The organism is Hanstruepera ponticola (assembly GCF_012931685.1).
GTDB classification, from domain to species: domain Bacteria; phylum Bacteroidota; class Bacteroidia; order Flavobacteriales; family Flavobacteriaceae; genus Hanstruepera; species Hanstruepera ponticola.
Window position 1 is genome coordinate 37,949 of sequence record NZ_JABANC010000003.1, and the last position, 24,085, is coordinate 62,033.

Genomic DNA, 24,085 nt, shown 5'->3' on the forward strand with positions numbered 1-24,085 from the left:
TCAAAGTTGCTTATTTTTTTGGGAATAAAAAAACGCCTACAAGAGAACTTGAAGACGTTTCATTAAGTTTTAAATAAGAATTACTGTTTGATAAACTTTATTGATTCATTACTATTGTCAATTCTTATGGTATAAATACCATTAGCTAATTCAGAAACATTCAATTGCGCATTAGTTCCATTGATTGATTCTGAAATTATTTCTTTTCCAAGTACATCATAAATTTTTAAACTTATATTTTCTGATTTTGGAGTTTTGAAGTTTAGTACATCATTAGCTGGATTTGGGAATACACTAATTTTTGATAAAGTATTATCTTCTACTCCTAAAGTGATCAATTCATTTTCATACCACCCTAACGTATCATTTTGGTTTCCTAGGAAGGCAATATCTAAATCACCATCGCCATCATAATCATCGACAGTTATCGCAAAATTTTGGTAGTTGTGATCTTCAATTAATGTTGGTGTAGCACTTGGACTTGCATTATTAGCACCTTTAAACCATATAATGGCATCATCTGCAACTCCTGAATCCGTTAAAATAACATCATTAAAAGTATCTCCATCAATGTCAGCAATGGCAATAGCACCCGGTCTGTCAATTATACTAGAATTAGAAATAGTATTAGCAGTAGAGGCGCCATTCTTTATTTTATTAAACCATTCTACATCACCAGTACTATTATCTACTTTTACAACATCCATGGTGCCATCATTATTGACGTCAGCAAATTTTGTGGCTAAAAAATAGACATTACCAGAATCAACAGTTACGGCATCTTTAACCCAGGAAACTGTACTAGTACCGCTTTCTATATATTGATTATAGTATATTTCAATAGTACCAGTATTATAAAACCCAATAACAACATCCATATCGGTATCTCCATCAAAATCATCCAATTCAATTGTAAAAGGACCATCAGTATTTCCATTTTCAATAATTTGTTCCGTTCCAAAACCTCCAGTTCCATCACCAGCAAACCATACAGCTTTGTTATCATCATAAGCAACTGTTGCTAAATCTATATGACCATCATTATTAATGTCAGCTGCAAAAACTTGACCTGCACCAGTTACGGAGCTACTTACAACAACTTCAGAACCAAAACCTCCCGAACCATCACTTAAGTAATAAACCAATTTGCTTTGATCTGCCGAAGTGGCAACAATATCTAGACCAAATTGATTGTCAATGTTTGCTACTGTCAGTCCATCAACATAGCGAATTGTTGAAGAAACCACAGATGATGTGGGAATAGAAAAATTTCCAGAACCATCATTTTCGTACCATTTAATGTAATCTTGAGTTGGTGTACCAAAACCAGTAAACCAATAGGTAGCCATAACTAGGTCAATATCACCATCATTGTCTAAATCACCTGATGCTAATTCGTAAGGTTCTTCCCCTGTATTGGGATCAATATTTTGAATTGGTGTTACAAATGTTGTTTGCGAGATGCCTATATGGCTAAACGAAATAATTGTAAATAAAGCGAGTAATGTTTTTTTCATAATCTTAAAGTTTGATTATCAAATATATACTTTTTAAATGAAAAAACGTATTATATCGATATTTTTGTGCGTTTCGTCGTTATTTTAGACTACCAACCATATTTTCTGGTCTTACCCATTCATCATATTCTTCGGCTGTAACATAACCTAGATTAATAGCTTCTTCTTTTAAAGTAGTGCCATTTTTATGTGCTGTGTTGGCAATTTCTGCAGCTTTGTAATAACCAATTTTGGTGTTTAATGCGGTTACTAACATTAATGAATTATTTAAAAGTTGTTTAATGACGTCGTGATTTGGTTCAATACCAGATGCGCAATGCTCGTCAAAACTTACACAGGCATCGCCCAATAGTTGAGCAGACTGCAATAGGTTTGCTGCCATCATAGGTTTAAAAACATTTAACTCGTAGTGACCTTGAGTTCCTCCAACAGTTACGGCTACATCATTACCCATTACTTGTGCACAAACCATGGTTAATGCTTCACATTGAGTTGGATTTACTTTACCAGGCATTATAGAACTTCCAGGTTCATTTGCTGGAATAATGATTTCACCAATACCAGAACGTGGTCCAGAAGCCATCATACGAATATCATTGGCTATTTTGTTTAATGAAACGGCTAATTGCTTAAGAGCACCATGAGTTTCAACAAGGGCGTCATGAGCCGCTAGAGCTTCAAATTTATTTTTTGCAGTTATAAATGGTAAACCTGTAAATTCTGCAATAAATTCAGCTACTAATTCAGCATAACCTTCTGGTGTATTTAATCCTGTTCCAACAGCAGTTCCGCCTAGTGCTAATTCCGATAGGTGCGGTAAAGTATTTTCAAGTGCTTTCAAACCATGGTCTAATTGGGATACATAACCTGAAAACTCTTGACCTAGCGTTAATGGCGTCGCATCCATTAAATGCGTTCTTCCAATTTTTACAACCTCTTTAAATTCAATTGATTTATTATGTAACGTATTGCGCAATTGAATAATTCCTGGAATAGTAGTCTCAACTATCTTTTTATAAGCTGCAATGTGCATACCAGTAGGAAACGTATCATTAGATGATTGTGATTTATTCACATCATCATTAGGCTGTATGGTTTTTTCACCTTCTCCAATAACTTTTCCTGCTAATTGATGAGCTCTATTTGCAATAACTTCATTAACATTCATATTGCTTTGCGTACCAGAACCAGTTTGCCAAATTACTAGAGGAAACTGATCATCGTGCTTTCCTTCTAAAATTTCCTCGCATACTTGAGCAATTAAATCACGTTTATCTTCTGAAAGAACACCAAGGTCACAATTAGTATAGGCTGCAGCTTTTTTTAGATATGCAAAACCATATACTATCTCTAATGGCATTGATGCTGGTGCACCAATTTTAAAATTATTTCTTGAACGTTCAGTTTGTGCTCCCCAAAGTTTATTTGATGGGACTTTAACTTCGCCCATAGTATCTTTTTCTATTCTAAAAGTCATGATTTTTAATCGTTTAAGTTGTAATGCAAAATTACGATTTTATCGCTAAATTAGTTTGTTGCGCGATAGTTATTTGTAAGAAAACATTCAACAAATTTATAGTTGAAATAATTGTTAATAAATTAGAATTAGCTATTGTAAAACAAAACTGTTTATTATATCTTTGCCATAATTAATAGTAAATGCAACCAACTTATGTTTGATTTTGACCAATATTTAGGATTTTTAGCGTTTTTAACCATTTTAACCATTGGATTTTGGTTAATGATATTTTTAATCACATTTGTAATCCCTTATTGGATTGGTGGTGCATTAATTGAGCGTATGAAAGAAATGCGCGAAGAAAGAAAAGCAAAACATACTAACTAATTTTGTTAGTTTAAATATAAAAAAAAGGAAGCCATAAAGCTTCCTTTTTTTATGTCCTTAATTTTTAATTATCCTTCAAAATCAAAATCGCCTCCACCATTTTCGCCACGATTTCTATCCTGTCTTTGTTTTTGCTGATTAAATCTGTAAGTTAATGATAGCATTAAGCTACGTTCACGCCATTGAAATTCTGAATCACTCCTGAAGGTTGGTGTATTAGTTTCTGAAATTCGCTTTCTACTGTTTAATAGGTCACTTATGTTAAGAGCTATTGACGCATTATCATTTAAGAAATCTTTGCTAAAAGCCATGTTGGAAGAGAAAACACCCTCTCTTTTATTTTGAGCATCGGCAGATGGGCCTCTGTAATTCAAACTTGTTTGCCATTCTATACTCCAAGGAAGCGTTAATTTATTGTTTATTCTTGCAAACCAACTGGTATTGTCATTATCTAATGATAAACCATTTGGTGTTGTACCAGTTGTAGATTGTTGGAATATGTTAAAATTAGCATTTACGTTCCATTTACGAGATTGGTTGTATGTCAATGTAAATTCAAATCCAAAACGGTCTTCCTCTGCAAGATTAATTGGCGAACGTTCAATAATTGGAAGCTCCTGACCTCCTACAATAACAGTTTGACCGGTATCATAACTTACAAAACTAAAGGCATCAGTTGCTCGTTGGTAATAAGCGGAAGTATTTAAAGACACCTTGCCAAATTTCTTGTAATACCCAACGTCGAACAAACCTGAATAACTAGGCGCTAATTCTGGATTTCCTCTAAAAATGCTGGTTACACTAGAGCGTGATGGAAATGGGTTAATAAACCAAGATCTTGGTCTTCGAATTCTCCTACTGTAACCCAAAGTAATATTTTCATTTTCACTAATTTCATAGCTTAAATTTACAGTTGGAAATAATCCTAAATAGTTATTTTGATTGAAATCTCCGCTTGTAGGTTGATCTATAGTAATTCTTGTTTCCTCAAGACGCAATCCTAACAAGTAAGAAAATTTATCTCCTATTTTACTTCCAAATTGTGTGTATGCCGCATTGATGTATTCTCTATAATTTAAAAAATTCGATAAGTCTGTACTCAATTCAAATTCATTACTGTTCTGATCTAAAAACCAAACTTTATAATCTGTATCTTGATCATTAAAGTTACCACGATATCCAGCTTCAAACTGACTTTTTTCTCCTATAGGTAATACATAATCTGCTTGTAATAATATGCGTTGTTGATCTTCTAAAGTAGAAACTCTTTCTGTGTTAACACCTTCAAGTAGTACTTCAGAAAACTCATCTTCAGAATTATCCTCATATTGAAAATCCATAGTGAGCGTATGACCACCATCATCAAAATTCTTCTGGAAATTTAATGAGTATTGAATAACCTTATCTTCTTCCAATTCTGGATCAAATCGGTTGCTTTCAGATTCAAAATTGCCATTTTCATCATACTGTGTCAAAATGTTTGTAGTATTACTTTCATTATTACCATCACGATATGAAATAGCACCAGTTAACGAAGCTGAATCTGTAACATACCACTCTACACCAAAGTTTGTACTTAAACCTTTTCTAACGCGATCATAATCATTAGTTTCGTTAGCGTAAGTATCTGGATCATCAGCTATTTCATTACCATCTTCATCAAAATCGTTGTTAAAATATTGCGTGTAAGACGATGAATTTCCTGGTACTTCGCGATAATTATAACTAGTCGTATTAAAAATATTTACATCACCTGTCCTATAATTAACATTTCCTGAAATACCTGCTGCTTTAGGATAACCTGCACTTGCAGTTACAGCACCATTAAAACCTTGTAATTTACTTCTTCTTAAAATAATATTTAAAATACCTGCTGTACCTTCAGCATCGTATCTAGCAGAAGGTGAGGTAATCACTTCAACACGTTCTATGGATTCAGCGGGTAATTGGCGTAAAGCATCTGTAGAATTCAAACCTACTAATCCAGAGGGTTTTCCATTTATTAAAATACGAACGTTATCATTACCTCTTAACGACACATTTCCTTCAACATCTACAGCCACTGACGGGACATTATCCAATACGTCACTAACGGTTCCACCTCTTACAGTTAAATCTTTACCAACATTGTATATTTTTTTATCTAGTTTTATTTCAACGGTTGTTGTTTCGGCAATAATTTCTACTTCTTCTAGGGCTTCAGCACCTTCAGCTAAACCAATTTTACCTAAATTTCTATCAGCTGATAATTCTTGATTTGGAATGGTCAATTTTTCAAAACCAATAAATTCAACCGTAATATCATAAGTTCCAGAAGGGATTGGAATACTAAAGGCACCATCCATATCAGTAATACCACCAGTTTCAATTCGATTTTCAGCCTTATTTACAAAAGCTACTGTTGCATATTCTAATGGCTGATTGGTTGTTTTGTCAAAAACGTTACCCGTAATTGTTATTTCTTTTGAATTTTGAGAAAATGATAAAAATGTTGTTCCAACTAATAGTAGGGCTAATAAAAATTTGTGCATCTTAAATGTTATTTTTCATTTTAAGACAGCAAAAATAACCTATGGTTTAAGGGGCTTTGGTTAAAACTATGTTAAATAAAAAAGCTTCAATCTTAAGAGGTTGAAGCTTGGCAATTTAGATAATTTCTATAATTCTTTCAGGAGGTCTTCCAATAATGGCTTTGTTACCATTAATGACTATTGGTCGTTCAATGAGTTTTGGGTTTTCAACCATAGCCTTAATAATTTGTGTGTCTGATAACTTTTTACCTTTGAAATTGTCTTTCCAGATAGTTTCATTCGTTCTAACGAGTTCAATAGGTTGAATATCTAGTTTATCAATTAATTCTTCTAACTCATTTACGGTTGGAACATCCTCAAGGTATTTTCGTATTTCAAATGGTTTACCAGAATTTTCTAATATTTCTAATCCTTCGCGTGATTTCCTACAGCGGCTGTTGTGATAAATTGTAATCATGTTTTTTAATTATAAGCTTTCTGATTCGGATTCTTTTTGTCCCATCATCATAAGATATGCTTTTAAAAAGGGTTGGATGTTACCATCCATTACGGCATCAACATTTCCTGTTTCATGACCTGAACGAACATCTTTAACTAATTTATAGGGATGCATGACATAGTTTCTAATTTGGCTTCCCCATTCAATCTTCATTTTTTCTGCCTCAATATCATCACGTTGTGACATCTGTTTTTGAAGTTCAATCTCATACAACTGTGATTTTAACATTTGTAAGGCACGTGCTCTATTATCGTGTTGTGAACGTGTTTCTGAACATTGAATTTGAATACCTGATGGTTTGTGTAATAATTGTACTTTGGTTTCTACTTTATTAACATTCTGACCACCAGCACCACTAGAACGTGCTGTAGTAATTTCAATATCTGCTGGATTTATTTCAATCTCAATAGAGTCATCAACCAAAGGATATACATATACAGAAGCAAAACTGGTATGGCGCTTTGCATTACTATCAAAAGGTGAAATACGAACCAAGCGATGTACACCATTTTCACCTTTGAGCCAACCGAATGCAAACTCACCTTCAATTTCTAAAGTAACGGTTTTAATTCCAGCAACATCACCATCTTGGAGGTTAAGTTCTTTAACTTTAAAACCACTTTTTTCAGCATACATCAAATACATGCGCATGAGCATGCTTGCCCAATCGCAACTTTCAGTACCTCCAGCACCAGCAGTAATTTGTAGAACGGCACTTAAACTGTCACCTTCTTCTGAAAGCATGTTTTTGAATTCTAAATCTTCAATAAGAGTTACAGCTTTTTCATAACGATTGTCAACATCTTCAACAGTAGATTCACCTTCTTTAAAGAATTCGTAAATAACTTCTAAATCTTCAACTAAAATTTTAGCTTCATTGTAATCTTCAACCCATTTCTTTTTGCTTCGTAGTGATTGCATGACAGCTTCAGCAGCTTTAGAGTCATTCCAAAAATTAGGATCAAAGGTTTGCTCTTCTTCGTTTTGAATTTCTATCAATTTGGCATCTATGTCAAAGATAGTGCCGTAGCTTGACTAGGCGTGTATTAAGATCTTTAATGTGATCTGAAGTAATCATAGAATTAATTTTCAACAAAAATAAAATTATTATTAGTCTCATAAAATTTAACATCATTTAATTTTATAGTTTTATAAACTAAAATATTGTCATGATTATAGATTTACGAAGTGATACAGTCACGAAACCTTCTAAAGGCATGTTGGATGCTATGATGTCAGCCCAAGTTGGTGACGATGTGTTTGATGAAGATCCAACAGTTAAATTGTTGGAAGAACGATTAGCTGATATGTTTGGAAAATCGAAAGCTTTGTTTTTTCCTAGCGGTAGTATGGCTAATCAAGCAGCTTTGAAATTACACACAAACCCAGGTGAGCAAGTTATATGTGACAAGTTTGCTCATATTTATAATTATGAAGCTGGAGGTGCTTCGTTTAATAGTGGTATATCCTGCAAGTTAATTGATGGCAATCGAGGTATGTTTACTGCTAAACAAGTTGAAGCAGCTATTAATCCTGATGCCTTTTATTATGCAAAAACCACTTTGGTAGAAGTTGAAAACACAGCGAATAGAGGAGGAGGTTCACTTTGGGATTTCGAAGAACTAAAAAAAATTAGAACCGTTTGTAACGCTCACGAATTAGGTTATCATTTGGATGGTGCGCGACTTTGGAATGCGCTTGTGGAGAAAAATGAAACTCCCAAGCAGTATGGTGAATTGTTTGATAGTATTTCAGTGTGTTTGAGTAAAGGGTTAGGCTGCCCAATTGGTTCTGTATTGATAGGAAATACCGCTATCATGAAAGATGCGGTCCGAATTAGAAAAGTTTTCGGAGGAAATATGCGTCAAGTTGGTTATTTGGCAGCTGCTGGGTTATACGCATTAGATAATAATTTGAATCGTTTAACCGATGATCATAAACGCGCTAAAGAAATAGGAGATGTCTTGAGCAAACTTACCTTTATTAAATCGGTTGAGCCTATTGAGACTAACATCATAATTTTTGAACTACAAGCCGATGTTGATGAATCACTATTCATTTCAAAATTAGCACAAAAAGACATCAAATTAATTGGTATGGGAAGTGGTAAGCTACGGTTAGTTACGCATATGGATTATACTCAAGAGTTACATATGCGGTTCATGGGTATTCTAAATAGTTTAAATTTATAATCATCAGAATTTGAGGTACCTGTTTTTAAGTCTATTCGCTGTTTTTCTATTTCAGATACCCAATGAAAAAGACTTCATTAATTACCATCAAGAGTATAACAATATTGAGGATTTAATAGTGGAAGAAAAGTTTGAAGAAGCTGAAGTACTCCTAAATGCCTTGTTAATCTCTTACAGTCCGCCATTTGCAAAAGATTATGTTATTGCAGCAGAAATTTGTTTGCTTAACAATAATAATGAGCAAGCCACATACTGGATAAAGGAATCTATCAAAAAAGGGGTCAAAGTACAGTGTTTAAAGGATATTGACGTATTTAGAGACAAGCTCAATAATTCTGATTGGAGTAGATTAGAAAGCGATTTGATGTCTTTGCAAACAGCATATCTTTCAAGTATTAGAATTGGTCTTTCTAAAACAATCCATAGAAATTATCAAAAAGAACAGTTAAGCAAAAAAGCAAAGAATTACAAAGGGATTGTTTATTCCAATTTTAAAAAAATAAAAGAACTGTTGAATGAAAATACGTATCCTGGCGAAAATCTGATTGGGATTGATAATTCAGATGATGCATCAAAAATTGATGATTGTAGTTTTGACAATTCTAAAATAACAGTAACATTGCTACATTACACTCATCCCATTTATGAATTGACAGAGGAAAAATTGATTGAGTTTATTAAAAAAGGCTCTTTGCACCCAAGGGAATTTGCTCAAATCTACACCTTCGAAAAAAATAGGATTTCTAAATTGTATAAAACAAGTATTAAAACAGGTTTAATAAAGTCTGACTATAATTTTAAATTTCCTTTTGAAAAGAGAAAAAGTGATTCGCAACGAGTTAATAAAGATAGATCGAATTTTGGAATTTGCTCATTGGAAACGGATAGGAAGAAAACCGAAATAGAAGAAAAATACGGGATAAAGCTAAAGTTTGGTTACAAATAAAAAAGCATCAGATTTCCTGATGCTTTTCTTTATTAGTAATTATTAATTAAGCTGTTTTATCAACAAGCTCTGCACTTGGTGCATTAGTTTTAACGGATTGGATACCATTCTCCATCCCAGATTCACCAGCATACATTTGACTACTTCCTATAATTTGACCATTTCCAGCCTTGATATTAAAATGAAATTTACCATTTGAAGCAGTTTTACGTTCAAATTTGCTGTCGTCACCACAATTAGATTTAATCGATTCAATACCGTTTTTGGCACTAGATTTGTCTGTATAGCCTTGACTAGATAAGATTACTTGACCGTTTTTAGCTTTTAAATTGAAATAAAATTTTTGATTGTTTTCACTTTGAAATAATTCGAACATGGTTTATTAAATTTAAGGTTAATTATCAATCTACATTCTACTAAATATTTGAATAATTCTTTAACGGAATCAATTCAAATATTAACTAATTTATGAGGAAACCATTACTTAAACATATCCATTCCTGGAATATTTGGCATGCCGTCTTTGGCTACTGCTGCAATTTCAGTTTCATTTACTTCGGTTGCTCTTTCAATGGCTTTGTTAATTGTGAGGATTAAATAGTCTTCTAGTTGTTCTTTGTCTTGAAGAAGTTCTTCATTTATTGAAATATTCTTAATGGTTCTATTTGCGGTAATGGTAACTTGTAGTTTGTTATCGCTACTAGATTCATCAATTAAAACAGAATTTAGACGCTCTTTAGTTTCTTCAACTTTCTTCTGGGTTTCTTTCAATTTACCCATCATTCCCATTAAATCTCCAAACATAATTATATTGTTTTTATTCAGTACAAAGCTATTTAATTTTTATATTTTTGACACCTTGTAAATTTCTTTTTTTGAAAAAATCACTAAAACTACCTGTTGCCAAAAAAAAACCGCATAGACTTGAGAAACATGGTGATGTGCGTATTGATGATTATTTCTGGCTCAATGAAAGAGAAAATCCAGAAGTCTTATCTTATTTAGAAGCTGAAAATGCTTATACTGAATCTGTATTACAGCATACGAAACCACTTCAGGAAGCTCTTTTTGAGGAAATGAAAGCGCGAATCAAAGAAGATGATTCATCAGTACCTTATTTTTACAATGGTTACTGGTATATTACCAGATATGAAAAAGGAAAAGATTATCCCATTTACTCACGAAAAAAAGGAAGTTTAGATTCTCAAGAAGAAGTTATGTTCGATTGCAATAAAATGGCAAAAGGACATGCTTATTTTAAGTTGGGAGGTATATCCATAAGCCCTAATAATAAGTTGGCTGCTTTTTCAGTTGATAAAATAAGTAGGCGTCAATATACTATTCAAATAAAAAACTTGGAAACAGGTGAGATTTACGCCAATAAAATAAAAAATACAACCGGAGGGAGCACTTGGGCGAATGATAATGAAACCTTATTTTACTCTCGTAAGGATGCTGTGACACTTCGGGCTCATAAAATTTATAGACATAAGTTAGATACTAACCCTAATACTGATGTGGTAGTGTTTCATGAAACTGATGAGACTTTCAACACCTATGTTTATAAAACAAAGTCTCGAAAATATATAGTTATTGGTTCTTCAAGCACCTTAACGTCTGAATATAGATTTTTAAATGCAGATAAACCATATGCCGATTTTAAAGTATTTCAAGAACGCATAAGGGGTTTAGAATATGCTATTTCACATTATAATGATGCTTTTTATATTATTACCAATCGTGATAATTGTAGTAATTTTAAATTACAAAAAACAAGTGAGAACGCTACTGAAATAGAGCATTGGAAGGATGTGTTGCCTTATCGTGAACATGTACTTATTGAAGATATTGAAATTTTTAAGGATTATTTTGTACTCAATGAAAGAGAAAATGGTTTAAACAAATTAAGAATCATAAGTTGGGATGGTAATGAAGACTATTATTTACCATTTGATAGTGAAACCTATACGGCTTATGTAGGAAACAATCCTGAATTTGATAGTGATATATTGCGTTACACATTTAATTCACTTACCACGCCTAGTTCTGTAATCGATTATAATTTTAAAACTAAAGAACTAACTATTCAAAAAGAACAAGAGGTTTTAGGCACGTTTGATAAAAATGATTATACATCTGAACGTGTTTGGGTTACGGTTCGTGATGGTGTAAAAGTCCCGGTTTCACTAGTTTATAAAAAAGGTATTAAAAAGGATGGTTCAAGCCCATTGCTTCTATATGCATATGGTTCTTATGGCTCAACAATAGACCCTTATTTTTCAACCATTAGATTAAGTTTATTAAATAGAGGTTTTGTTTATGCCATTGCTCACATTAGAGGCGGTGAATACCTTGGAAGATCATGGTATGAGAGTGGGAAATTATTAAATAAAAAAAACACATTTTTTGATTTTATTGATTGCTCAAAGTTTTTAATCGACAAGAATTATACGTCAAACAATAAGTTATATGCTTACGGCGGATCAGCTGGAGGTTTACTTATGGGAACTGTTATTAATTTAGAACCTAAACTCTACAAAGGCGTTATAGCAGCCGTTCCTTTTGTTGATGTTGTAACTACCATGCTCGACGATTCTATTCCATTAACTACTGGTGAATATGATGAGTGGGGAAATCCCAATGACAAGACATATTATGATTATATGTTATCTTATTCTCCATATGACAATGTAAAATCCCAAGACTATCCTAACTTATTGGTGACTACTGGCATTCATGATTCCCAAGTTCAGTATTGGGAACCTGCAAAGTGGGTGGCAAAATTGAGAGATAAAAAAACTAACAACAACTTACTTCTACTACATGTTGATATGGATACGGGTCATGGTGGTGCTTCAGGACGTTTTGAAAGCCTAAAGGAAGTAGCTCTAGAGTATGCCTTTTTATTAGATTTAGAAGGAATTTCCCATTAGTAAAAAAAAAATTGTATTTTTGCGAGGTTTTGGGCTGTGTTTTACAATGAGTACTTTACAGCTTACTAAAAAGCATTTATGGGACAAAAAAAGCAAGTTTTTGACAACGTATTGGATTTAGTAGGGAATACGCCACTGATTAAGTTAAATACAATTACAAAACCGTTTAAAGGGAATTATCTCGCTAAAGTAGAAGCATTTAATCCTGGTCATTCTTCTAAAGATAGAATAGCATTATACATAATTGAGCAAGCTGAAAAACAAGGTATTATTAAACCAGGTGATACTATTATAGAAACCACATCTGGTAATACAGGATTCAGTATTGCAATGGTGAGTATTATCAAGGGCTATAATTGTATTTTGGCAGTAAGCTCAAAATCATCTTTAGACAAGATTGATATGCTAAAAACCATGGGAGCAAAGGTTTATGTTTGTCCGGCACATGTAAGTGCAGATGATCCTAGGTCTTATTATGAGGTTGCTAAACGCCTACATGAAGAAATAAAAGGTTCTGTTTACATCAATCAATATTTCAATCAATTGAATATTGATGCACATTATACTTCTACAGGTCCTGAAATATGGGAGCAAACTGATGGGAAAATTACGCACCTAGTTGCCTGTAGTGGTACTGGAGGAACCATTTCTGGTACTGCCAAATACCTTAAGGAGCAAAATCCTGATATAAAAGTTATTGGAGTTGATGCTTTTGGTTCAGTAATAAAAAAATATCATGAAACCAGAGAGTTTGACGAAAAAGAAATTTATCCATATCGTATTGAAGGTCTTGGTAAAAATTTGATTCCTACTGCTACAGAGTTTGATGTGATTGATGAGTTTGTAAAGGTGACTGATGAAGAAAGTGCTCATACTGCAAGACAAATCGCTAAAACTGAAGGCCTATTTGTTGGGTACACATCAGGAGCTGCTATGCAAGCTATAAAGCAACTTAATGAAGAGGGGAAATTTGGTAAAGATGACCTAGTTGTGGTTATATTTCCAGATCATGGCTCACGATATATGAGTAAAATTTACAGTGATAAATGGATGAATGAACAAGGTTTCTTTGATAGTATCAATGAAGAAGCATTAGAAAGTATAGAATTTATAAAATAAATCATTTAAAATATTTTTGATAGCTGACTTTTATTAAAAAGTTAGCTATCTTTTTTGTTAATAATAGTATGATAAATAATTATGTTGTCACTATATAAATATTTAATTTTGCAACATCTAACGAGATTAATAGCTTTATGAAAGACTTATTTGATAAAATATACAGAGACAAAGGGCCTTTAGGAAAGTGGGCTTCACAAGCTGAAGGTTATTTTGTTTTCCCAAAATTAGAAGGTGAAATATCCAATCGGATGAAATTTCAAGGAAAAGAAGTAATTACTTGGAGTATAAATGATTATTTAGGATTGGCAAATCACCCTGAAGTTAGAAAAGTAGATGCTGAAGCAGGTGCTAAATATGGTTCGGCTTACCCAATGGGAGCAAGAATGATGTCTGGTCATACTGATTTACATGAGCAATTGCAAAACGAATTGGCTGCTTTTGTTAAAAAAGAAGCTGCCTACCTATTGAATTTTGGTTATCAAGGTATGGTGTCAACTATTGATGCTTTAGTATCAAAAGATGATATTATAGTTTATGATGTTGATGCGCATGCTTGTATTATTGATGGTGTTCGCCTTCATATGGGTAAACGTTTTACATACAAACACAATGATGTAGAAAGTTTAGAGAAAAACCTAGAGCGTGCCACCAAAATGGCCGAACAAACTGGTGGTGGTATTTTAGTTATTTCCGAAGGTGTGTTTGGTATGCGTGGAGAACAAGGACGATTAAAAGAAATAGTTGCTCTTAAAGAAAAATATAACTTCCGTTTCTTTGTTGATGATGCTCATGGTTTTGGAGTTTTAGGAGAAACAGGTGCTGGAGCAGGCGAGGAGCAAGGTGTTCAAGACGGAATAGATGTTTATTTTGCAACGTTTGCCAAGTCTATGGCTAGTACGGGAGCCTTTATTGCTGCCGATCAAGAAATTATTGATTATTTAAAGTATAATTTACGTTCACAAATGTTTGCAAAATCACTGCAAATGCAATTGGTAGTTGGTGCATTAAAACGTTTAGACATGTTGCGCACCATGCCAGAGCTTAAAAAGAACCTATGGACCATTGTTGATGCCTTGCAATCAGGTTTAAAAGAACGTGGATTTGACATTGGTACAACCCAAAGTTGTGTAACGCCAGTTTATCTGGAAGGCAGTATTCCAGAAGCTATGGCTTTGGTCAAGGATTTACGTGAGAATTATGGTATTTTCTGCTCAATAGTGGTTTATCCTGTAATTCCTAAAGGTATGATATTGTTGAGAATGATACCAACGGCTACACATACATTAAAGGATGTAAGAGAAACGTTAGATGCTTTTGATGCTATTAGAGACAGACTCAAAAACGGTACTTATAAAAGGTTATCGGCTTCTGTAGCTGCAGCTATGGGGCAATCTTAACAACGTCTAAATTTCATATAAATAAAACCCATTCATAAACGAATGGGTTTTTTTATAGCATTTTCTTAAATGTCGCCCGACGCTTAATAACTTCAGCATTAAAGTCTTTCCAAATTTGTTGAGAGGCTAGGTTATCCGCCAACTCGGGCAATCTTATGCATGTTTGAATACCACTTTTGGATAATGATTTATGGAATTCTTCAAAAATTATAGCCGTTACGCCTTTATTGTGATATTGTGGATCCACACCAATTAAATAGAACAAGGCCGTTTTGCTGTGTTTTTTCGCTTTTAATAGTTTTAAAAATCCAAACGGAAAAAGCTTTCCTTTTACTTCTTGTAAAGCTTTTGAAAATGAAGGGAGTACTATGGCAAAAGCGATCATATTATCGTGTTCGTCAAAAACGAACTTAATGTATTCAGGATTGATAAAATTTATAAACTTCTTTTTTAAATATTCCTGCTGTTTACCAGAAATAGGTACAAAAGTAGATAGTTTAGAATACGATCTATTAAACAACGCAAACATGTCATCAAGATGCGGTATTATTTCTTTGGATTTAGTGTAACTTCCTGCTCTTAATTTATAGCGTTTTACAATTAATTCATTAACACGCTTAAAGCGCTCAACGGGTGCATTATCAAAATAAAATTTGCTTTCTAGGTATCGTTTTTCCTCTTTCAGCCCTAATTTCTTAAAATGTTCAATGTAATAAGGGTGATTATACCAAGTTGCCATAGTTCCAATGTGGTCAAAGCCTTCAGTTAAAGCTCCATTTTTATCTAGATTGGAGAAGCCCACAGGACCTTCAATATAATCTAAATTGTTTGCCTTGCCAATTTCGGCTACTCTATCTAACAATATTTTTGATACCTCGAGATCGTCAATGGTATCAAACCAGCCAAAACGCATTTTAGGTATTTGTTGTTCTTTTACTTCAATCCAATTGATTATAGCAGCCACACGTCCCACAATTCGATTCTCTTTAAAGGCTAAAAATAAATGAACATCGGCATTTTCAATAGCTGGGTTTTTACCAGCACTCAAAGTGGCCATTTCATCTGATATAATAGGAGGTACCCAATATTTGGAATCTTTGTATAAACTAAACGGAAAAGTGACAAAGGCTTTTAAGTCCTTTTTATTGTTAACTTCTTTTATTTCTATCATAAATCTTTTCCACTACAAATTAATACCATCATCAAAATCATTGCTCTTTCTTTTGTTCTTTTTTCGTTCTTTTCTATCCTTTTTAGGAGCTTCTTTATTTACACGACGCTCTAGTTCATCTTCAGCCGATGTACCATCATTTTCTTCTTTATCTTTATGGAAATCCAATCGGTATGAAGCACCAAGTGTCACTCCAAATACTGATGGTGTATCTTTGGTGTTAAATGTTAATGCTGTATCCAATTGGAAATTTCTGCTCCACAGGTAAGCACCACCAAAACGGATGAGATTATCGGCATAAAAATCACTACTAATGCCTTGTGTTTCACCAAAAACAACCCATTGATCTGTGATAGATTTAGTTAGTGTTAAAATATAAGTAAAATCTGATTGATTGGTACCAATTCTATCTTTTATAAAGTTCATTACAAACACCCAACCACCAGAGAAATTATTCTGCGTAGCAATCATAATTTTAGGGCTAAAGCCTTCAACACCGGCTGCCGTAAATGGATTGTCCTTTGTGTCAAAATTAGCACCAGCATAAACAGCTACCGCAGGTATTAAGTACTTCCATTTAAAACTATGATTAGCTTTCCAACTATATAAGTTTGGTTTTTCTTCTTCTGCATTTTTGTAAGGGTCATATACCAAATATTTAGCTCCAATAGTTAATGTCTTAAAATTACTAAAGGTTTCTTCACTAGAAATAGCACCTGTATATTCTCTTTTGGTTGATTGGAAAGTTCCTCTAACATTAAGTTCTAATTGTGGCCACAATAGTCCATAGCGAGCTTCAAAATCAGCACCGATACTTTTATCATCTCTATTTAAAGGCACATGCTTTTCATTTAACATATACGGACCAACCTCCAACTGAATAACGTTTGTTCCTACTGAAAAGGCACTACTGGAAACGCCAGGTCTGTTTGAATTAATAACTTCGGTATATTGAGAATAAGAGTAAAGGGTTGTTAGTGAAACAAATACAAATAAATAGGTTTTAATAGATTTCATATGTCACAGTTTGGAATCAAATATATATATTTTATATTTTTTTTAAGTATATATGCTCATAATTAACCATTAGGAATTGTATTTTTGCTAAAAATTTGAATTATGCTACAAACGGCATCATTTACAGGCCTGCTGAAGACTATATTGATTATTATGTTAGTATATTACGGAATAAAAATTCTATCTAGAATTTTTGCTCCAGCACTTATGCGCTATGTAGCCAAAAAAGCTGAAAAACAATTTGGACAACAATTTAATCAAAACAAAAGGCCAGAGTCACCTAAAAAGGAGGGCGAAACAGTGATTGATAAGATGCCGCAATCTAAAACTTCAAATAAAAATGTGGGTGAATATGTAGATTACGAAGAAATTGATTAATTTTCGCAATCATTGATTAATACACATTCATGAAATTTTCAATAAAAAAATGCCTGCCACATATTCTTGTTTTGTTAGGCTTTATATGTATTTCATTAGCTTATTTTAATCCAGTTCTCAAAGGCAAGGAGATATTCCAGAATGATATAAAGCATTACATAGGAATGTCTAAACAACAAAAAGATTTTAAAGCTAATACTGGCGAAGAAACCTATTGGACTAATAGTGCTTTCGGTGGCATGCCAACCTATCAGTTGGGTGCTAAATATCCGCATAATTATATTAAAAAGTTGGATCTGGCATTGCGATTTTTACCACGTCCTGCCGACTATTTATTTCTTTATTTTATAGGTTTTTATATTCTGCTCCTCGTATTGAAAGTAGATTATAAATTGGCAGCATTGGGCTCATTGGCATTTGGATTTTCAACTTATCTCATAATCATTTTAGGTGTTGGGCATAATAGTAAAGCCCACGCCATAGCTTATATGCCTTTGGTTTTAAGTGGTATTATTCTAACTTTTAGGAAAAAATACATTCTTGGTTTTCTGCTCACAACGGTTGCTTTAGCACTAGAATTAGTTGCCAATCATCCGCAGATGACCTACTATTTAATGTTGCTTGTCATTGTATTAGGAATCGCTTATTTAATAGATGCTTATAAGAAACAGCTTTTACCACATTTTTTTAAGTCGGTTGGAATTTTAATTGTTGCAGTATTCTTGTCAGTTGGTTTAAACGCTACAGGTTTTATGGCTACACAAGAGTATGCCAAAGAAAGTACACGTAGTCAAAGTGAATTAACCATAAACCCAGATGGTTCTCCAAAAGAAATCACATCAGGATTAGATAAAGATTATATTACGGAATACAGTTATGGGTTTTTAGAAACCTTCAATCTATATATTCCACGATTTTTAGGAGGAGGAAGCTATGAAGATGTGGGCAAGGATTCAGCCTCTTATGATTACTTTTTAAGCCTGGGAGCAACACCATTACAAGCTTTAGAACAAACCCAGCAAATACCAACATATTGGGGAGAGCAACCTATTGTAGAGGCGCCAGCTTACATTGGAGCTGTTGTTATATTTTTGTTTGTATTGGCTTTGTTTTTGGTAAAAGGTCGTTTAAAATGGTGGCTAGTGGGTGGTACTATATTGTCTCTATTGTTATCATACGGTAAAAATTTAGGATTCTTAACTGATATTTTTATTGATTATGTTCCGCTTTACAACAAGTTTAGGGCCGTAAGTTCTATTCAGGTTATTCTAGAATTGTGTATTCCAATACTCGCCATTTTTGGTTTGGTGCGTTTGTTTAATAGCTATGAAAATGAAGAAGCTAAAATAAAAGCATTAAAATATACTCTACTAATTACAGGAGGTTTTGCTTTAATTGTTTTATTGTTTAAATCAACATTATTCAATTTTGTTGGAGCCAATGATGGCTTATGGCGTCAAAACTACGGCCAGCCATTTATTGATGCAGTTAAAGCCGACCGGAAGATGATTTTTACTCAAGACAGTTTACGAACACTTATACTGGTTTTATTATCTGCTGGTTTAGTTTGGATGTTTATAAAAAATAAGATTTCTGAAACCTTGTTAACTATTTCATTCGCGGTGTTGATTTTGTTTGATTTGGTTGGTGTAGATAGACGCTATGTAAACAATGACGATTTTGTATCCTCTTTACAAATAAACAAACCATTTCAACCTAATGCTGCTGATAAAATAATTTTCAATGATGAATCTAATTTTAGAGTTTTTGATGTGACTTCTGGAGGTGCCAGATCATCGTATTTCCACAATGCGCTTGGTGGTTATCATGCTGCAAAACTGAAGCGATTTAATGAAGTTAATGAGTTTTACATTAGCCAAAACAATATTAATGTACTCAATATGCTTAATACCAAGTATATTATTGCGCAAGATGATGAAGGTCAGGTGTTTCCGTACACCAATGCTGATGCTAATGGCAATGCTTGGTTTGTTGAAAAATTAACGTTAAAAGATACAGCCAACGAAGAAATCATGGCTTTGGATAGTTTAGATACCAAAAGAGAAGCTATTTATACCAAGCTCACAAATGAACAAAACAATTTAAAACCTAACTATCAAGTAGATTCTTTGGCACGTATTAATGTACTTGAATACAAACCAAATTATATCAAGTATCAATCCAGTAATACAAAAGATGGTTTTGCTGTATTTTCTGAAGTTTACTATGGAAATGGTTGGCAAGCTTATATTGATGGAAAAAAAGCATCCCATATAAGAGTTAATTACGTTTTGAGAGGTATGTCTATACCTTCAGGAGAGCATGTTATTGAATTTAAGTTTGATCCAGAAGTTATCAAAACAGGTAGTACAATTGCATTGGCAAGTAGTATTATTTTTGGTATCTTGCTAATAGCTGGATTGTTTTATGAATACAGTAACAAATCAAAAAAAAGTGCCTAAAAGCGTACTAATAATTCTTTACTATTGGCCTCCAGCCGGTGGACCTGGTGTACAGCGGTGGTTGAAGTTTGTTAAGTATTTACCCGAATATGGTATAAAACCTATTGTTTATGTACCTTCAAATCCAAACTATCCCATTATTGATGAAAGTTTAATTAATGAGGTTTCTGATGATATTACTATAATTAAACAACCAATCCGTGAACCCTATAAGTTTGCAGGTATATTATCTAAAAAGAAATCCAAAACAATCAGTAAAGGGATTATTCCAAACAAAAAATCTCAAACAGTTTTAGATAAGTTATTATTATTTATTCGTGGTAACCTATTTATTCCTGATGCTAGAAAGAGTTGGGTAAGACCATCTGTTCAATATTTAAGCACTTACATAAAAGATTATAGTATTGGAACAATAATTACAACAGGCCCGCCACACAGCTTGCATTTGATAGGACTGCAACTAAAAAAAAGTGACAATGTTCAGTGGGTCGCAGATTTCAGAGATCCATGGACTACCATTGGATATCATAAGCAACTCAAACTTACCAAAACCGCTCAAAAGAAACACAAGCAATTAGAAAAAAATGTTTTACAAGCTGCTGACAAAGTGATTGTCACAAGTGAAGTCACAAAGAAAGAGTTTTCTAAAATAACTGATAAGCCCATTAGTGTGATAACAAATGGGTATGATTTATTACCCTCCATAAAAACCAACCTGGATTCCAAATTTTCAATAGCACATATTGGCTCTTTACTATCTGAAAGAAATCCGACTATTCTTTGGCAGGTTTTAAATGATTTAATTCAGAATCAACCGGGCTTTGCTCATGATTTTAAGTTAAAACTTGTAGGTTATGTAAGTGAAGAAGTGCTTAAAAAAATAGATTCTAATGGTTTAATTGATTATTTAGAAAACATTGGGTATGTATCACATAGACAGGCAGTTGAAAATCAAAGAAACGCTCAATTATTATTGCTGATTGAAATTGATTCACCGGAAACAGTTTCCATAATTCCAGGCAAGATTTTTGAATACATGGTTTCAGGAAGACCAATCGTTGCTATTGGCCCAAAAGGCTCTGATGTAGAACGCATTCTACAAGAAACTAACACTGGCTCCTATTTTTATTATGATAGTTATAATGATTTAAAACGTTTAATTTTAAAACATTATTTGAGTTATAAAAAAGGTGACTTACAAGCACAGGGTATTGGCTTGCAAAAGTTTAGTAGAAAAGAATTAACAAAAGCATTGGCAGAACTATTATAAATGGGAATTGTTATAAACCAATCGATAAAAAACACGATTATTACCTATTTAGGTTTTGGTATTGGTGCTATTAATGTTCTGTTTTTATTTACCCAGTTTTTGAGTGATGAGTATTTTGGACTGATAACATATATTCTTTCTACGGCCAATGTTATGATGCCTATTTTGGCTTTTGGTGTGCACAATACCATCATAAAGTTTTATTCATCTTATAAAACCAGGCTTACTCAAAATAGTTTTTTGGTCTTAATGTTATTTCTACCATTAGCCATAATAATACCATTGGGAATAATTGGTTTTTTAGCTTTTGATACAATTAGTCAATGGTTTATTGGTAATAATGACATAGTAGAAGACTATGTATGGCTTATTTTTATTACTGCTGTTTCATTTTCATATTTTGAAGTTTTCTATGCTTGGGCTCGCGTGCAACTACAAAGTGTTTTTGGCAATTTTATGAAAGAAGTGTTTCATAGGGTCTGTACGGCTATTTTATTGTTGTGTTTATATGCTAACATCATTAGCGTCAATCAGTTAATATATGGTATAACAGGTATTTATGTTTTAAGATTGATAATCATGAAGCTATATGCTTTTAGTTTACGCTTTCCATCATTCAAATTAACCAAACTAAATAATCTATCTGACGTAATAAAATATACATCACTAATCATTATTGCTGGGTCAGTAGCCAATATAATACTAGAGATAGATAAGTTTATGCTCAACAGATATGTCGCTATTGAAAACGTAGCCTATTATGGTGTAGCAATTTATATTGCCTCTGTTATAAGTGTTCCCAGCAGATCTATGCATCAAATTGTGAGCCCATTGACTGCTAAATTTCTAAATGATAATAATAAGTTTGAATTAAAGGTCTTATACCAGAAAAGCTCCTTAAACCTTTTTATTATTAGTGGGTTTATATTCTTGCTGATTGTTTTAAATATCAATGAACTGTACAAATTGATTAATGAAAATTATGTTGAAGGTTTATTGATAGTGCTTGTAATCAGTGTATCTAAATTAATTGATGGTTTGTTAGGAAACAATAATGCCATTTTATTTAATAGTGATTATTACCGAATGGTTTTACTGTTGGGTGTACTTTTGGCTATATTAACTATTACACTAAATATTATTTTTATTCCTATATATGGTATCAACGGAGCAGCTTTTGCAACATTTATAGCTGTGTTTTTATATAATTCAGCTAAAATTTGGTTTGTAAATTATAAGTTTAAAATGCTGCCATTTTCAGTAAATACGTCTAAAGTTCTTATGTTGATTATTGTAAGTTTAGGTGTGTTTTATTTCTGGGACTTTTCTTTTCATCCTATTATAAATATAGCTTTAAAGTCAATACTCATTGGCGTTTTTTATGGAGCCATAGTTTATGTATTAAATTTTTCTGACGAAATCACCGCTATACTCAATAAAATGCTTAAACGCTAAAATGAGAAAATCCCACGAATGTGCTTTGAGGCGCATACTATTCGCAGGACTTTCTAACTAACCAACCAAAAAGTTTTTATTTTTTTCTACCAGAATTAGATCTTGAATTATTTCTAGTAGTTGTCTTGTTTCCTTTACTATATGTACGAGATTTTGAGGCATTTGGTTTTCCAATATTCCTATTTTTTTTCTGAACGGTAGATTTACGTACTGTACTACCTGAATTTGTAGCATATCGAGATGGCGTACTTCTAGATTTTCTGACTTTCGATTGCTGTTGTTGTCTATTATTACTTGCAACAGATCTTTTAGTACTGGTTCTATCGTTGTTTCTATAAGCTTTTGAGTTTTGCTTTCTATTACCACCATTATTGGTAACTTGACTTCTCACTCTAGTGTTAGCTTTTACATCTCTTTGTGCTCTAGAAGACTCATTAATTTGGCGTCTGCTGGTTGAACGATTATTAGATTGTGAACGTACATATCTGTTACTAACATTTCCACGTGTTGAGTGCGATGTGTTTTGGGCTACACGATTTCTTCTACCATCATATCTAGTTGCTAAATCACGACTTCTTTGAACCGTATTACCACGTCTGCTGGCTACTGCTGTAGTACGTCTATAATTATTTCTATAAGGTGTTGTATAAGTATAACGTACAGGGGTGTAATACTGTCTGTAAGGTCTATTGTAAACTACACAGTGATTATAAGCTGGAATCCTGTAATAAGTATGCCATGGTCTAAAAACATAAACACGGTTAAAAGGATTTATAAATCCAGTACAATATGAAAATCTATTATAGCGATTGTAGTGCACGTATAGTCCACCAACACGTGAAACATAGCCAAATGCATTATAATTGATAAAAATATCACCAACTTGTCTCACACGTCCATAAAAATCATAAAATACAGGTATGTTTTCAATTTGAATTATAGCTCCAAACTCATCATATTGTACATAAGGATTGTAGTCATATCCTGAATTAAAACTGATGCTTACTCCAGGGGCATTAACAGCTACATTCACATTAGGTCCATATTGAGGCATATAAAAATCAAATTGTCCATCAGGGAAAACTGAAAATTCAATACCACCTTCTACAAATATGAAGTTTTGACCATAACCTCTGTAGGTAGTGTTTTCTAAAATAGCACTGGTGTTATTGGTTGTGGTTGCTGTAACGACTGTACTAGTAACTAGTAAAACCGAAAAAAGATATATTAATTTCTTCATAATGTTAGGGGTTTTAATTAAACTCAAACATTAGAAAACAAACAACGTGCCAAAAATTAATTTACAGAAATTGTCGACTTACCTTTCAGAAGTGTTTTTGTTTGTAAAT

Annotated in this window: 20 protein-coding genes; 10 read left to right on the plus strand and 10 right to left on the minus strand. The window is 33.0% G+C overall.

Translation table 11 applies throughout. The features are described from left to right. Positions 1–80: 80 nt before the first annotated feature. Positions 81–1,517 (minus strand): T9SS type A sorting domain-containing protein, encoded by a 1,437-nt coding sequence (locus HGK31_RS08960; protein WP_191859448.1) that lies wholly within the window; start codon positions 1,515–1,517, stop codon positions 81–83. Between the two features lie 79 nt (positions 1,518–1,596). Further along, positions 1,597–2,994, minus strand: coding sequence for a class II fumarate hydratase (gene fumC, locus HGK31_RS08965; RefSeq protein WP_104733892.1), 1,398 nt, complete (start codon positions 2,992–2,994; stop codon positions 1,597–1,599). Between the two features lie 195 nt (positions 2,995–3,189). On the opposite strand from fumC, the gene HGK31_RS08970 reads away from it, so the two are divergent. After that, on the plus strand, positions 3,190–3,363 hold the full coding sequence (locus HGK31_RS08970) for a hypothetical protein (protein WP_162919898.1): 174 nt from the start codon (positions 3,190–3,192) through the stop codon (positions 3,361–3,363). Between the two features lie 68 nt (positions 3,364–3,431). Here HGK31_RS08970 and HGK31_RS08975 read toward each other — a convergent pair whose 3' ends face one another. From HGK31_RS08975 to prfB, 3 genes are all read right to left on the minus strand, one after another. Further along, positions 3,432–5,894, minus strand: a complete 2,463-nt coding sequence (locus HGK31_RS08975) for a TonB-dependent receptor domain-containing protein (protein WP_191859449.1) — start codon at positions 5,892–5,894, stop codon at positions 3,432–3,434. 115 nt (positions 5,895–6,009) lie between these two features. Next, a complete protein-coding gene (gene arsC / locus HGK31_RS08980) occupies positions 6,010–6,351 on the minus strand; it encodes an arsenate reductase (glutaredoxin) (RefSeq protein WP_191859450.1) in 342 nt (113 codons plus the stop codon). A gap of 9 nt (positions 6,352–6,360) precedes the next feature. Then, positions 6,361–7,471 (minus strand): peptide chain release factor 2 gene (gene prfB / locus HGK31_RS08985; RefSeq protein WP_191859451.1). Its coding sequence is split into 2 segments (ribosomal slippage): positions 6,361–7,407 and positions 7,409–7,471, totalling 1,110 coding nucleotides; the frame shifts between segments, so codons are not numbered across the junction. A gap of 91 nt (positions 7,472–7,562) precedes the next feature. Between prfB and HGK31_RS08990 the strand changes: the two genes are divergently transcribed. Next, complete coding sequence (locus HGK31_RS08990) at positions 7,563–8,585, plus strand: threonine aldolase family protein (protein ID WP_191859452.1); 1,023 nt, start codon at positions 7,563–7,565, stop codon at positions 8,583–8,585. Between the two features lie 10 nt (positions 8,586–8,595). Continuing rightward, positions 8,596–9,531, plus strand: a complete 936-nt coding sequence (locus HGK31_RS08995; RefSeq protein WP_191859453.1) for a hypothetical protein — start codon at positions 8,596–8,598, stop codon at positions 9,529–9,531. Between the two features lie 46 nt (positions 9,532–9,577). On the opposite strand, the gene HGK31_RS09000 is transcribed toward HGK31_RS08995, so the two are convergent. After that, positions 9,578–9,907: a YegP family protein gene (locus tag HGK31_RS09000; RefSeq protein WP_191859454.1), complete on the minus strand. Its 330-nt coding sequence runs from the start codon at positions 9,905–9,907 to the stop codon at positions 9,578–9,580. 104 nt (positions 9,908–10,011) lie between these two features. After that, the gene (locus tag HGK31_RS09005; protein ID WP_104733885.1) at positions 10,012–10,335 is read right to left on the minus strand and encodes a YbaB/EbfC family nucleoid-associated protein; all 324 of its coding nucleotides are present in this window, start codon (positions 10,333–10,335) and stop codon (positions 10,012–10,014) included. A 71-nt stretch (positions 10,336–10,406) separates the two neighbouring features. Between HGK31_RS09005 and HGK31_RS09010 the strand changes: the two genes are divergently transcribed. The 3 genes from HGK31_RS09010 (at position 10,407) to HGK31_RS09020 (ending at position 14,983) form a co-directional block, all read left to right on the plus strand. After that, positions 10,407–12,464, plus strand: coding sequence for a S9 family peptidase (locus HGK31_RS09010; RefSeq protein WP_191859455.1), 2,058 nt, complete (start codon positions 10,407–10,409; stop codon positions 12,462–12,464). A 78-nt stretch (positions 12,465–12,542) separates the two neighbouring features. Further along, complete coding sequence (locus tag HGK31_RS09015) at positions 12,543–13,583, plus strand: PLP-dependent cysteine synthase family protein (RefSeq protein WP_191859456.1); 1,041 nt, start codon at positions 12,543–12,545, stop codon at positions 13,581–13,583. Positions 13,584–13,720: 137 nt separating this feature from the next. Further along, positions 13,721–14,983, plus strand: coding sequence for an aminotransferase class I/II-fold pyridoxal phosphate-dependent enzyme (locus HGK31_RS09020; protein WP_191859457.1), 1,263 nt, complete (start codon positions 13,721–13,723; stop codon positions 14,981–14,983). Positions 14,984–15,035: 52 nt separating this feature from the next. Here HGK31_RS09020 and HGK31_RS09025 read toward each other — a convergent pair whose 3' ends face one another. Next, positions 15,036–16,154 carry a GTP cyclohydrolase gene (locus HGK31_RS09025; protein ID WP_191859458.1) on the minus strand — a complete coding sequence of 373 codons (1,119 nt, stop codon included), beginning with the start codon at positions 16,152–16,154 and terminating at the stop codon, positions 15,036–15,038. A 12-nt stretch (positions 16,155–16,166) separates the two neighbouring features. Next, the gene (locus HGK31_RS09030; RefSeq protein WP_191859459.1) at positions 16,167–17,171 is read right to left on the minus strand and encodes a transporter; all 1,005 of its coding nucleotides are present in this window, start codon (positions 17,169–17,171) and stop codon (positions 16,167–16,169) included. 102 nt (positions 17,172–17,273) lie between these two features. Here HGK31_RS09030 and HGK31_RS09035 point away from each other — a divergent pair, with 102 nt between their 5' ends. Genes HGK31_RS09035 through HGK31_RS09050 form a run of 4 tightly spaced genes read left to right on the plus strand, consistent with a single transcriptional unit; the run spans position 17,274 to position 22,736 of the window. Continuing rightward, on the plus strand, positions 17,274–17,549 hold the full coding sequence (locus HGK31_RS09035) for a DUF4834 family protein (RefSeq protein ID WP_104733879.1): 276 nt from the start codon (positions 17,274–17,276) through the stop codon (positions 17,547–17,549). A gap of 29 nt (positions 17,550–17,578) precedes the next feature. Beyond that, a complete protein-coding gene (locus tag HGK31_RS09040) occupies positions 17,579–20,011 on the plus strand; it encodes a YfhO family protein (RefSeq protein WP_191859460.1) in 2,433 nt (810 codons plus the stop codon). Next, positions 19,977–21,281 (plus strand): glycosyltransferase family 4 protein, encoded by a 1,305-nt coding sequence (locus tag HGK31_RS09045; RefSeq protein WP_191859461.1) that lies wholly within the window; start codon positions 19,977–19,979, stop codon positions 21,279–21,281. Before HGK31_RS09040 ends, HGK31_RS09045 begins: the two co-directional genes overlap by 35 nt. Beyond that, positions 21,282–22,736, plus strand: coding sequence for a lipopolysaccharide biosynthesis protein (locus tag HGK31_RS09050; RefSeq protein WP_191859462.1), 1,455 nt, complete (start codon positions 21,282–21,284; stop codon positions 22,734–22,736). Positions 22,737–22,812: 76 nt separating this feature from the next. Here the strand turns inward: HGK31_RS09050 and HGK31_RS09055 are convergent, their stop codons facing one another. Beyond that, entirely contained in the window at positions 22,813–23,976 is a 1,164-nt protein-coding gene (locus tag HGK31_RS09055; protein ID WP_191859463.1) for a hypothetical protein, read from the minus strand. Positions 23,977–24,085: the final 109 nt, after the last annotated feature.